The 12,977-nt window shown below is 64.5% G+C and carries 9 protein-coding genes; 2 read left to right on the top strand and 7 right to left on the bottom strand.

Annotation, left to right across the window (positions count from 1 at the left end; all coding sequences use genetic code 11):
* Positions 1–51 precede the first annotated feature (51 nt).
* Entirely contained in the window at positions 52–2,700 is a 2,649-nt protein-coding gene (gene ligD / locus AOQ71_RS05890) for a DNA ligase D (RefSeq protein ID WP_057743197.1), read from the bottom strand.
* A 118-nt stretch (positions 2,701–2,818) separates the two neighbouring features.
* On the opposite strand from ligD, the gene ku reads away from it, so the two are divergent.
* Positions 2,819–3,703 carry a non-homologous end joining protein Ku gene (gene ku / locus AOQ71_RS05885; protein ID WP_057743010.1) on the top strand — a complete coding sequence of 295 codons (885 nt, stop codon included), beginning with the start codon at positions 2,819–2,821 and terminating at the stop codon, positions 3,701–3,703.
* Positions 3,704–3,798: 95 nt separating this feature from the next.
* On the opposite strand, the gene AOQ71_RS05880 is transcribed toward ku, so the two are convergent.
* From AOQ71_RS05880 to AOQ71_RS05855, 6 genes are all read right to left on the bottom strand, one after another.
* A complete protein-coding gene (locus AOQ71_RS05880) occupies positions 3,799–4,488 on the bottom strand; it encodes a response regulator (protein WP_057743008.1) in 690 nt (229 codons plus the stop codon).
* The gene (locus AOQ71_RS05875; protein WP_057743006.1) at positions 4,485–7,208 is read right to left on the bottom strand and encodes a sensor histidine kinase; all 2,724 of its coding nucleotides are present in this window, start codon (positions 7,206–7,208) and stop codon (positions 4,485–4,487) included. The genes AOQ71_RS05880 and AOQ71_RS05875 overlap by 4 nt, the downstream gene beginning before the upstream one ends.
* Positions 7,209–7,247: 39 nt before the next feature.
* Positions 7,248–7,853 (bottom strand): K(+)-transporting ATPase subunit C, encoded by a 606-nt coding sequence (locus tag AOQ71_RS05870; protein ID WP_057743004.1) that lies wholly within the window; start codon positions 7,851–7,853, stop codon positions 7,248–7,250.
* Positions 7,854–8,007: 154 nt separating this feature from the next.
* Positions 8,008–10,122, bottom strand: coding sequence for a potassium-transporting ATPase subunit KdpB (gene kdpB / locus AOQ71_RS05865; RefSeq protein WP_057743002.1), 2,115 nt, complete (start codon positions 10,120–10,122; stop codon positions 8,008–8,010).
* Between the two features lie 31 nt (positions 10,123–10,153).
* Complete coding sequence (gene kdpA, locus AOQ71_RS05860; RefSeq protein ID WP_057742999.1) at positions 10,154–11,857, bottom strand: potassium-transporting ATPase subunit KdpA; 1,704 nt, start codon at positions 11,855–11,857, stop codon at positions 10,154–10,156.
* A gap of 111 nt (positions 11,858–11,968) precedes the next feature.
* The gene (locus tag AOQ71_RS05855) at positions 11,969–12,058 is read right to left on the bottom strand and encodes a K(+)-transporting ATPase subunit F (protein WP_035698142.1); all 90 of its coding nucleotides are present in this window, start codon (positions 12,056–12,058) and stop codon (positions 11,969–11,971) included.
* Positions 12,059–12,495: 437 nt separating this feature from the next.
* On the opposite strand from AOQ71_RS05855, the gene AOQ71_RS05850 reads away from it, so the two are divergent.
* Positions 12,496–12,954 (top strand): hypothetical protein, encoded by a 459-nt coding sequence (locus tag AOQ71_RS05850; protein ID WP_057742996.1) that lies wholly within the window; start codon positions 12,496–12,498, stop codon positions 12,952–12,954.
* Positions 12,955–12,977 lie beyond the last annotated feature (23 nt).

Below are 12,977 nucleotides of genomic sequence, written 5' to 3'. Positions count from 1 at the left end.
GGGCACGCTCCGCTTTGCCCACCCTACAGCAGTTGTGCCCGGCGCGCGGGTCTACTTCTTCGCAGCCAATTTCTTGATCGCCGCCTTGATCGACGCGGCGGCATCATCGTAGCCATCCCATGCCTTCGACCGCGCCAGCAGGCCCGGCACGGTGCGAACCGTGTAGCGCTTCGGATCGAGATCGCTCTTCACCTGCGCCCAGGTCAGCGGCATGGACACCGTGGCGCCGGCACGTGCGCGCGGCGACAACGGGGCGACCGCCGTCGACATCCGGTCGTTGCGCAGATAATCCAGGAAGATCTTTCCCTTGCGCAGCTTCTTCGACATGTTGAGCAGATAGCGCGCGGGATCGTCATCGGCCATCCACTGACAGATGCCTTGCGCGAATGCCTTTGCTTCCTTCCAGTCCACCTTGTCGCGCGCGCCATGCAGCAGCGGGACCACCACATGCAGGCCCTTGCCGCCCGTGGTCTTGCAGAAACTCTCCATGCCGATATCGGTGAGCCGCTGCCGCATCTCCTTCGCCGCTTCCACCACATCGGGGAATTCGACATCGGGCGCAGGATCGAGATCGAACACCAGCCGGCCCGGAACGTCATAGGCGTAGGGCGCACAGTTCCAGGGGTGCAGCTCGACCCCGCCGATCTGCGCGACCGCGGCAAGGCCTTCGATACGGTCGATCTGCAGGTAAGGCTTGCGATCGCCTGACACGCGCGCGAGCTCGAGCAGGTTCGAGGTGCCCTGCATGGCGTGGCGCTGGAAGAAGCACTCTCCCTTGATTCCGTCAGGTGCGCGGATCAGCGAGCATGGCCGGCCCTTGAGATGCACGATCATCCATTCGCCGACAGCCTCGAGATAACGTGCGAGGTCGAGCTTGGTGACCGGCGCGCCCTCCCCATCGTCGGGCCACAGCTCCTTGTCGGGCTTGGAGATCACGACACCCATCACTTCGGCGGTGCCCTTCCCTGCCGCCGGCTTTGCAGCAACGCGCTTCCTGGTAGAGGGCTTGGCGAGTTCGGTATCCGTAGGCGTCTCCGCCTCGACCTCTTCGGCTGGCTTGTCCTGCCGCAGGCCTTTGAAGGCGGCCTGGCGGATGTTGCCATCAGCCGTGAATCCGGCGAACTCGATCTCGGCGACGAGCTCGGGCTTCAGCCAGTGCACGTCACGGGTCTTCTTCGGCGCATTCTTGCCGCCGAAGGGACTTTCCTTGGCTTCCATCGCTTTCAGCGACGGCATGATGCGCTTGATCTTGTCGGCACCAAATCCGGTCCCGACCATTCCGACGAAGGCGAGATGATCGCCCCGATGCACGCCTGCCATCAGGGAGCGGAATTTTCCATTGGTGGTCTTGTAGCCGCCGATCACCACCTCATGGCCGGCGCGGCATTTTGCCTTGGTCCAGCTCTCGGTGCGGCCTGAGCGATAGGGCGCGTCCAGCTTCTTCGAGACGACCCCCTCGAGCTCGAGCTTGCAGGCCGATTGCAGCACCGCATCGCCGCCGCTCTCGAAATGCTCGACATAGCGGATCTGGCTCGTCTTCTTCTTGCGCGCCTCCAGCAGTTTCTTGAGACTGGCCTTGCGCTGGCCGAGCGGCAGGCGGCGATAATCGAGATCCTCGGCGAACAACAGGTCGAAGGCGAAGAAGATCAGCTCATCGGTCTTGCCGTCCGACAGCGCGGCCTGCAGCGAGGAAAAGTTCGGCGCGCCGTTATGGTCGAGGGCGACGATCTCGCCGTCGATCATCACGTTCGGCAACTCGGCGGCCTCCTTCGCGATCGACGCGAACTTGCCGGTCCAGTCGAGGCCCTTGCGCGTCTTCAGCGTCGCCTCACCATCCTCGACGCGAAGCTGCACGCGATAGCCGTCGAACTTGATCTCGTGGCACCAGCCATCCGAGGCCGGCGGCCGCTCCACCGGGGTGCAGAGCTGCGGCGCCACGAAATCAGGCATGTCCGAGACCTTCCTGGCCGTCGTCGCTGATGTCGCCTTCTTCGATGCCTTGCTGCTCTTCAGCGCCGTGCGAGGCGCCGGCTTGACCGTGCGCCCCTTGGTCTCTTCAGTGCGGTTGGACTGCCAGACCGCGTCGGCCTTGCCCTTACCCTTCGCCAGCATGAACGGTTTTGGCGCGCGACCCTTCCCGCCTGCGATCTGTTCCATCGCACGGCCGGAGGCCACGGACTTGTCCTCCGCCAAAATATCCTCGTCTTCGCTGGCATATTCGTCGCGGTGCTTGATCAAGAGCCAGTTGGTGCGCTTCTCGCCGCCACGGTTACGCATGCGCACCAGCACCCAGCTGCCATGCAGCTTGTCGCCATGCAGCGTGAACTTGAGGTCGCCCTTCTTGAAGCCGGCTTCGGGGTCATCGGACTCCCAGGTGCCGCGATCCCACAGCATCACCGTGCCGCCGCCATATTGGCCCTCGGGAATGGTTCCTTCGAAATCGCCATAGTCGAGCGGATGGTCCTCGACTTCCACCGCCAGCCGCTTGTCGTGCGGGTTGAGCGAGGGCCCTTTCGTCACCGCCCAGGACTTGAACACGCCGTCGAATTCGAGCCTGAGATCGTAGTGCAGGCGGGTCGCGTCATGCTTCTGGATCACGAAGCGGCGTTGCTTCGAGGGCGCCACCGCGGTCTTGCCCGACGGTTCGGGCGTCTTTTCGAAATCACGCTTCTTTCGATAGATGGAGAGTTTTTGCAGCACGACGGGTCCCACATCTTCTGATCGCGTTGAAGCCTATCACGGCGAAAGTCCCACCCGGAACCAAAACCCAATGGGGTGGTTGGGGTTCCAAAACGCCTTGAAATCACTGGAGAATGAAATGGCCCCGCGCGCCTATTGGAAGGGAACGTTGAAACTCTCGCTGGTCAGCTGCCCGGTCGTGCTCTATCCCGCGACCACGGCCGCCGAGAAGACGCGGTTTCACATGATCAACCGCGAAACCGGCAACCGGCTCAAGCAGCAGATGGTGGATGCCGAGACCGGTGACGTCGTCGAGAGCGACCAGAAAGGCCGCGGCTATGAGCTGCGCAAGGGCAAATATGTCGAGATCGAGCCGGGAGAGCTCGAGGCGGTGCAGATCGAGAGCAACCACACCATCGATATCGAGAGCTTCGTGCCGAGCGAGGAGATCGACCAGCGCTATCTCAACCATCCCTATTACATCGCGCCCGACGGCAAGGCCGCGGTCGACGCCTTTGCGGTGATCCGCGACGCCATGAAGGACCAGGACCGCGTCGCGCTCGCCAAGATCGTGCTGACCAACCGCGAGCACATCATCGCGATCGAGCCGCTCGGCAAGGGCCTGCTCGGCACCACGCTGCGCTTCCCTTACGAGCTGCGTGACGAGGACGAATTCTTCGGTGACATCAAGAGCCCGAAGATCACCAAGGACATGGTCGAGCTCGCCGGCCACATCCTGCACACCAAGGCGGCGCATTTCGACCCGAGCAAGTTCAAGGACGAGTACGAGACCGCGCTGAAGGCGCTGGTGAAGCGCAAGGCGAGCGGCAAAAAGATCGAGCTGCCGGAGCCCGAGGAGCGGCCGAGCAACGTTGTCAGCCTGATGGATGCGCTGAAGCAGAGCCTGAAGGGGCGCGGCGGCGGAAAAACGGCGGCCAAGTCGCATGCGCGGCGTGCGACGGGACGACATCGTACAGCGAAAAAGACGCACCGGTCGACGGCGCGGCAGAGAAAGGCGGGGTAGCTCTCTCTGTCATTCCGGGGCGCCTCGAAGAGGCGAACCCGGAATCTCGAGGTTCCGGGTTCGATGCTTCGCATCGCCCCGGAACGACGACCAACCTAATCCCCTGCCTTCAGCCGGTACCCGATCCCCGTCTCGGTCAGCACATATTGCGGGCGCTCCGGATCGGCTTCGATCTTCTGGCGGAGCTGGCGGACGTAGACGCGCAAATATTGCGCATCGGTCAGCTCGTCCCAGAGCTCCTTGAGAAGAAATCGATGGGTCAGCACCTTGCCGGCGTGCTGGACCAGCACGCGCAGGAGATCATATTCCTTCGGCGATAGCTTGATCTCGCGCTCGCCGAGCTTGACGATGCGGCGGACCAGATCGACCGAGAGATCGCCGCTACGAAACACCGGACGCTCGCCCTGGACCTGCAACTGGTGCCGTAGCGCGGCGCGCAGGCGCGCCAGCAGCTCGTCCATGCCGAACGGCTTCGTGAGATAATCATCGGCGCCAAGATCAAGCGCCTGCACCTTGCCGGCCTCGTCGCCACGGCTCGACAGCACCACGATCGGCACGGCTTCGTTGCGGGCACGGATGGTGCGCAAGAGCTCGTGGCCCTGGATGTCAGGCAGGCCGAGATCCAGAATGATCAGCGCGGGCTCTTCGGCAAGCTTTTCAAGAGCTAGCTTGCCGTTCGACGCCTCCAGGATCTCGTAACCTTGCGTCGACAACCCCATCCTCAGCAATTTGCGGATCGGCGGCTCGTCGTCGATCACCAAAACCTTGATCGGGGCAGCGCTCATGCGGCGGTATCCAAAGCCTTGGTCTGTGCCGGAACCGGCAGACGGATGGTGAGGACTGCGCCGCTGCGGTCGCTGCGGTTGGCGGCCGAGATCGTGCCGCGCATCGCCTCGACGAAGCCGCGCGAGATGGCGAGCCCGAGCCCGGTGCCGGGGCGGACATGATCGCCCTTCTGCACGCGATAGAACTTGTCGAACACGCTCTCGAGCTCGTCGGGCGGAATGCCGGCGCCCTCGTCAGCGACCTCGAGCACCACATGGTCACGCTCGCGCCGGCTCCTGATCGCGATCGTGGTTTCAGGCGAAGAATATTTCGCGGCATTGTCGAGCAGGTTGAACAGCACCTGCTCGAACAGCACGGCATCGAGCTCGAGCATCGGCAGATCGGCCGCCAGCTCCAGCTCCACCTTGTGCGCTGTCAGGATCTTCGAGGCCCGCCGCAGTGCGCTGCCGACGATCTCGCCGAGATCGTGCAGCGCCGTGTTGGGCACGATGGCGCCGGATTCGAGCTTGGTCATGTCGAGCAGATTGGCAATGAAGCGGTTGAGCCGCTCGGACTCGTCGATCACGGTCGCAAGCAAATCGCGCTTCTCGGTGTCGGACAGCGCGCCGGCGAGGTCGCGCATGGTCGAGGCCGCGCCCAGCACGGAGGCGAGCGGCGTCTTCAGATCGTGCGAGATCGAGGTCAACAGCGCCGAGCGCAAGCGCTCGGATTCGACGGTGCGCTTGACGCGATCCATGTCCTCGACCAGCAGCACGCGCTCGATCGCGAGCGCCCCCTGGTCGACCAGCGCGTCCAGCAGCCGGCGCTGGTCCGGCGTCAGCAGCGGGCCGGTGCGGTCATTGTCGATGCCGATCACACCGATCGGACCGCGCCCGGTACGCATCGGCAGGAACAGCCGCTTGGCACCCGGCAGCGTATCCGAGCCGCGACCGGCGGAACGGTCATTGCTCCAGGCCCAATTGGCGGCGGCAAGGTCGGCCTGGTCGAGCTGGTCCTCCGGCGGATAGCCCGACTTCACCGTGAGCAGGCCGTCTTCCGGCAGCAGCAGCACGACACGCACCTTCAGCATCAACGCGATCTGATAGGCGGTCGCCCACAGCACGTCGTCGAGCGTGGCGGTGCCGGCGAGCTTGCGGCTGAACGCATAGAGCTGCTCGGTGGTCCTGATCCGGCCGATCGCGGTGTCGGCTTGCGTACGCACGCGCGCGGCGACATTGGAGACGATCATCGCCACCACCATGAACAGGAAGAAGGCGGCGACGTTGGTCGGGTCGGTGATCGTGAAGGTGTAGATCGGCGGCAGGAAGAAGAAATTGTAGGACAGCGAGGCCCCGACGGTCGCGAGCAGCGAGGGCCAGAGGCCATAGCGGACCGCCACGGCCACCACCGCCGTGAGCAGCACGAGGTCGACATTCTCGATCCCGAAATAGGGCTGGATCAGCTCCGCGGCACCGAGGCCGACCAGCACGATTCCGAGCGCCTTCAGATAGGGTAGCGGGTTGAACGGCTCGGCCCGCGCGGCGGTCTGCACCGCCGTCTTCGCCGCCGCCTCGCCGGGCAGCTCGTCACCGGGAATGACGTGAACACTGATATTGCCGGCGCGCCGCACCAGATCATGCACGACCGAGCCGCGCGTCATCTCGAACCAGCGCGAGCGTGTCGACTTGCCGATCACGATCTGGGTGACGTTGTTGCCTTGCGCAAAATTGATGACGTCGTCGGCAATGCGGCGGCCGACCGCGGGAATGGTCAGCGCCTCGCCGCCGAGCGACTCCGCGAGCCGCAGCGTGTCGGCGAGCCGATCGCGCTCCTGGTCCGAAAGCTGGAGCGAGCGCCTCGTCTCGATCGAGATCGCTGTGAACGGCGCATGCAGCCGGTCGGCCAGGCGCTTGGTGTAGCGCACCAGGCCGGCCGCGCGGGGATCCTCGCTGACGCAGACGAGGATGCGCTCGCCTGCGGCCCAGGGGCCGGCGATGGCGTTCGCCTGCATGTGACTGAGCAGCTGCTCATCGACCCGCTCGGCCGTCCGCCGCAGCGCGAGCTCGCGCAGCGCGGTGAGATTGCCGGGCGAGAAGTAATGCTCCAGCGCCCGCTCGGCCTGCTTGGGAACGTAGACCTTGCCCTCGCGCAGGCGCTGGATCAGATCGTCAGGCGTGAGGTCGATCAGCTCGATCGCGTCGGCGCGGTCGAAGATCGAATCCGGCACGGTCTCGCGGACCCGCACATGGGTGATCTGGGCGACGACGTCGTTCAGGCTCTCGATGTGCTGGATGTTGACGGCGGTGTAGACGTCGATGCCGTGCGTGAGCAGCTCCTCGACGTCGAGATAACGCTTGGGGTGACGGCTGCCGGCTGCATTGGTGTGGGCGAGCTCGTCCACCAGCGCGATCTGCGGCCGCCGCGCGATCACCGCGTCGAGGTCCATCTCCTCGACGATCTGGCCGCGATAATCGAGCCGCTTGCGCGGGACGACCTCCAGTCCCCGCACCAGCGCCTCGGTCTCGGCGCGGCCATGGGTCTCGACGAAACCGACCACGACGTCGATGCCGGCCTTGCGCCTGGCATGGGCGCTTTGCAGCATCTCGTAGGTCTTGCCGACGCCGGGGGCGGCGCCGACGAAAATCTTCAGCTTGCCGCTCGCGCTCTCCTCCCGGCGCGCGGCTTCCAGCAGCGCCTCGGGCGATGGTCGTTGTTCGGGATCGCGGCGTTGCTGAACCATCAGGCCAATATAATCATCCTGATATTGCCGGCCTAGACGCTACTTCGCGGACGCACGATCCAGCGCCAGATTCAGCGCCAGAACGTTAACCCTGGGTTCGCCGAGCAGGCCGAGCAGGCGGCCCTCGGTGCTGGCGGCGACCAGCCGCTTGAGCGACTCTTCCGACATCTTGCGCGCCTTGGCGACGCGCGGCACCTGGAATTGCGCCGCTTCCGGCGAAATGTCGGGGTCGAGACCGCTGGCCGAGGTCGTGACCAGATCGACCGGCACGGCGGCATCCGGATTCTCGGCTTTCAACCTGTCCACATCCTCCTTCAGCCGGTCGGCCAGTGCCTTGCTGGTCGGGCCGAGATTGGAGCCACCGGAATTGGCGGCGTTGTAGGGCGCCGGGATCGTCTTGCTCGAATCGCTCGGGTCCGGCGCCAGCGTCGCCGAGGGGCGGCCGTGGAAATATTTGTCATCCCTGAACTCCTGCCCGATCAGGGCGGAGCCGATCACCTTGCCGTCCTTCTCGATCAGGCTGCCTTGCGCTTTCGCAGGGAAGATCGCGCCGGCAATGCCGGTCATGGCGAGTGGATAGGCCAGGCCCGTGATGGCGGTGAGCACCAGCAACAGGACGATGGCGGGGCGGATTTCTCTGAGCATGTTGGGTCTCCTATGAGTTCGTCACCGTGAGCGAAGCATCTCCCTGTCGTTCCGGGGCGGTGCGAAGCATCGAACCCGGAACCTCGAGATTCCGGGTTCGCCTCTTCGAGGCGCCCCGGAATGACAGTGAAAATCGCTCCTCTCGATGACGCAGTTAGGCCAGGTGCAGAGCGACCACTACTAGGTCGATCGCCTTGATGCCGATGAAGGGAATGACGATACCCCCTAAGCCGTAGATCAGGAGATTGCGCCGAAGCAGCGCGCCGGCACCGACCGCGCGATAGGCGACGCCCTTGAGTGCCAGCGGGATCAGGCCGACGATGATGAGCGCGTTGAAGATGATCGCCGACAGGATGGCGCTCTGCGGGCTCGACAGGTTCATGACGTTCAGCACGTTGAGCTGCGGGTAGAACGCCAGGAACATCGCCGGGATGATGGCAAAATACTTTGCGACGTCGTTGGCGATCGAGAAGGTGGTCAGCGCACCGCGCGTCATCAAGAGCTGCTTGCCGATCTCGACCACCTCGATCAGCTTGGTCGGGTTGGAGTCGAGGTCGACCATGTTGCCGGCCTCGCGGGCGGCCTGGGTGCCGGTGTTCATGGCGACGCCGACATCGGCCTGCGCCAGCGCCGGGGCGTCGTTGGTGCCGTCGCCGCACATGGCGACCAGCTTGCCCTTGGCCTGCTCGTCGCGGATGAGCTTGAGCTTGTCCTCGGGCGTTGCCTGCGCCAGGAAATCGTCGACGCCGGCCTCGGCCGCGATCGCGGCCGCCGTCATCGGATTATCGCCCGTGATCATGATGGTGCGGATGCCCATGCGGCGCAGCTCGGCAAAGCGCTCGCGGATGCCGCCCTTGACGATGTCCTTGAGCTGGATGATTCCGAGCAGCCGGCCGTCCTTGGCGACCGCCAGCGGCGTGCCGCCGGACTTCGACACTTCGTCGGCAATCGTCTGGATCTCGCGGCCGATCTCGGAGAGAGCCGCAGGCTGGATCGCCCTCGCCGTGTTGCCGGAAGCGACGGCGGTCGGAGCGCCGCCGCCGACATAGTTCAACATGGCATCCACCGCGCCCTTGCGCACCGACGAGCCGCCGGCATCGACGCCGCTCATGCGGGTCTGCGCCGTGAACGGGATGAAGGTCGCGCCAAGCTCGGCCATGTCGCGGCCACGGATGCCGTACTTTTCTTTCGCCAGCACGACGATGGAACGGCCTTCCGGCGTCTCATCGGCGAGCGAGGCGAGCTGGGCGGCGTCCGCCAGCTCCTGCTCGGTCACCCCGCGCACGGGACGGAACGCCGTCGCCTGGCGGTTGCCGAGCGTGATGGTGCCGGTCTTGTCGAGCAGCAGCGTGTCGACATCGCCGGCCGCCTCGACCGCGCGGCCGGACATCGCCAGCACGTTGAAGCGCACCAGGCGGTCCATGCCGGCGATGCCGATGGCCGACAACAGCGCGCCGATAGTCGTCGGGATCAGCGTCACGAACAGGGCGACCAGCACGATTACCGAGATCGAGCCGCCGGCATAGGCTGCGTAGCTCGGAATGGTGACGGTGGCGAACACGAAGATGATGGTGAGGCCGGCGAGCAGGATGTTCAGCGCGATCTCGTTCGGCGTCTTGGCCCGCTCGGCGCCCTCGACCAGCTTGATCATGCGGTCGATGAAGGTCGAGCCTTGGGCCGCCGTGATACGGACGCGGATCCAGTCGGACAGCACCTGGGTGCCGCCCGTCACCGCCGAACGGTCGCCGCCGGACTCGCGGATGACAGGCGCTGATTCACCGGTGATGGCGGCCTCGTTGACGGAGGCCACGCCCTCGATCACCTCGCCGTCGGACGGAATGGTGTCGCCGGCTTCGACCAGCACCAGGTCTCCAACCTTCAGGCTCGTGCCCGGCACCAGCTTGAAATCATGGCCCGCGCCATTCAGGAGCTTGGCCTGGCTTTCGGTGCGGGTCTTGCGCAGCGAATCCGCCTGCGCCTTGCCGCGGCCTTCCGCGACGGCTTCCGCGAAATTCGCGAACAGCACCGTGAACCAGAGCCAGACAACGATCTGGAAAGTGAAGCCGAGATTCACCCCGCCCGTGACGAGATCGCGCAGGAAGATCACCGTGGTGAGCGCGGCCACGACCTCAACCACGAACATGACGGGGTTCTTCACCATCAGCCGCGGATCGAGCTTGGCGAAGGAGGCGCGGATGGCGGGCAGCACGATTTTCGGATCGAGCATGGCCGACATCGGGGCACGCTTTTGCAGTTTCATCGTATCCATCGAGGGCACTCCGGAAATCAGAAGAGGTTAGTCAGAACAGTTGGCTTGCGTTCATCGCAAGGTGCTCGACGATCGGGCCGAGCGCGAGTGCCGGAAAGAAGGTCAGGCCGCCCATGATCAGGATCACGCCGACGACGAGGCCGACGAACAGCCCGCCCGTGGTCGGGAACGTGCCCATGGACGGCGGGATCGATTTCTTCTCTGCGAGCGAGCCCGCAATCGCCATGGCCGGCACGATCATGAAGAAGCGGCCGACGAACATCGCGCTGGCCAGCGTGAGGTTGTAGAAGAAGGTGTTGCCAGTCAGGCCCGCAAAGGCCGATCCGTTGTTGCCGGTCCCCGAGGTGTAGGCGTAGAGCACCTCGGTGAAGCCGTGCGGTCCGGCATTGGCCATGGAGGCCACCGCCGCCGGATAGACCACGCCGACCGCGGTCCAGCCCAGGATCATCAACGGCAGCACCAGTATGGCCAGCATCGCCATCTTGACCTCGCGCGCCTCGATCTTCTTGCCGACATATTCCGGCGTGCGGCCGACCATCAGACCGGCGACGAAGATCGCCAGGATGACGAACAGCAGCATGCCGTACATGCCGGCGCCGACACCGCCGACGACGATTTCGCCGAGCTCGATGTTGATCAGCGGGATCATGCCGCCGAGCGCGGTGAAGCTGTCATGCATGGCATTGACCGCGCCGCAGGAGGCGGCGGTGGTGATCACGGCAAACAGCGAGGAGGCAACGATGCCGAAGCGGACCTCCTTGCCTTCCATATTGCCGCCGGTGAGACCGAGCGCCTGGAGCGTCGAGGTGCCGCTGGCTTCAGCCCAGTAGGTCACGGCGACGCCGGCGATGAACAGCACGCCCATCACGGCGAGGATCGCCCAGCCCTGGCGCTGGTTGCCGACCATGCGACCGAACACGTTGGTCAAGGCAGCGCCCAGCGCAAAGATCGACAGCATCTGCACGAAGTTCGACAGCGCGGTCGGGTTCTCGAACGGGTGCGCCGCATTGGCATTGAAGAAGCCGCCGCCATTGGTGCCGAGCATCTTGATCGCGACCTGCGAGGCGACAGGGCCGACCGCGATGGTCTGCTTGGCGCCTTCGAGCGTCGTGGCTTCGACATAGTCGCCGAGCGTTTGCGGCATGCCCTGCCAGACCAGGAACAGGGTGTAGACGACACAGATCGGCAGCAGCACATAGAGCGTGCAGCGGGTCACGTCGACCCAGAAATTGCCGACGGTGCGCACTGATGCGCGCGAGAAACCGCGGATCAGGGCGACCGCAAGCGCGATGCCGGTCGCAGCCGACAGGAAGTTCTGGTGCGTCAGGCCCAGCATCTGCACGAGATAGGAGATCGTGCTCTCGCCGCCGTAGTTCTGCCAGTTGGTGTTGGTGATGAAGGAGATCGCGGTGTTGAAGGACAGATCCTCGGCGACCGCTGTCTGCCCGGCCGGATTGAAGGGCAGAACGGCCTGGAGACGCATCACGGCGTAGATGATCAGGAAGCCGCCGACATGGAACAGCAGCATGGCGACCGTATAGGTCAGCCAATGCTGCTCGCGCTTCTCGTCGACGCCTGAGATCCAGTAGATGCCGGCCTCGATCGGACGCAGCACCGGCGAGAGAAACGTTGTCTCGCCATTGAACACGCGCGTCATGTACCAGCCGAGCGGTTTTGTCAGCGCGACGATGATGAGGCAGAAAAGAATGATCTGGAGCCAACCGATCACAGTCATGGAATCAACCCTTCAGGCTAGGTGCCCGGCGCAACTGCGGCAGCGGCACCATCAACAGGCAGGCGAACAGCGAGGCCTCTGCCGGCAGCATTCGACAAGCAGCAGCACCGCTCAGAACCGTTCCGGCCGCAGCAGCGCATAAGTGAGGTAGATCAGGAGGCCGAACGAGACGGCACCGGCGAGCGCATAATCGAAGATCATGGTCCGCTCCGTCACAGCCGTTCGCAGGCGTAGGTGTAGCCGATCGCAAGGGCAAAGAAGCCGAAGCCCAGCGCCAGCATGAGAATGTCCATCATGAGGATGCTCCTCGTTGCGCGTGGTTCCAGCGCAACTCTTCCGCAGTTTTGGTTGGGCGATTTGCGCTAAATCAAAAGCAGTTGAATCCGCACACCGCCTGGACTTTTGACCGTGCTGACGTGCCACCACGGACATAGGTTTTCGAGACGAGGGCTATGGCAAAGTTATAGGAATCTCATAAAGGCCAAGCTGCCAGGGACTCGTTGTGCCCCTGGCCGACGGGTCCCATCTTTATGGAATTCCTATATCTCCCCCGCCCGTCCCATCTCGTTTTCCAATGCCCGTCCCGCCATCCTGAAGAGGCCGGCCGACTGACCGACGCCACTTCCGGGAGGCCTGACATGACCTTCGCTTTCGACCCACCATTCCTCAGCGATCGCCTGCGCAAGGCGCAAGGCATGACGCGGCCCTTGATGCTCGAAATCATCGACAAGGCCTGCCGCCGCATTCCTTCACTCGGACAGTCCGAGCGCACCGCCCGACTCATGCGCCTGATCGACGCCGAGGCCTGGACCGACGCCGCCCTTGCACTGATAGAGCTGGAGCTGCCCCTGTGGCACATCCGCCGTATCGCCTACGACGAAGGTGAATGGCACTGCGCGCTATCGCGTGAACGCGAACTGCCGGACTGGCTCGACGCGGCGGTCGAGGGGTGCCATGGCGACCTCGCGATCGCGCTGACGTCAGCTTTCGTGGAAGTCCAGGTACTGACCGCGGAAACCTCGCTGCCCAGCGTTCCCAGCGTGCGCCCCACCGCGGATGCGCTTTACGAGCGGGCGGCCTGCGAGAATTTCAGCTGACCAAGCGCCAAGCCTCGTGCGAA

The organism is Bradyrhizobium manausense (assembly GCF_001440035.1).
Classification (GTDB): Bacteria; Pseudomonadota; Alphaproteobacteria; order Rhizobiales; family Xanthobacteraceae; genus Bradyrhizobium; species Bradyrhizobium manausense.
The sequence above is the reverse complement of the archived record's forward strand: the minus strand, read 5'-3'. Positions and strand labels throughout refer to the sequence as shown.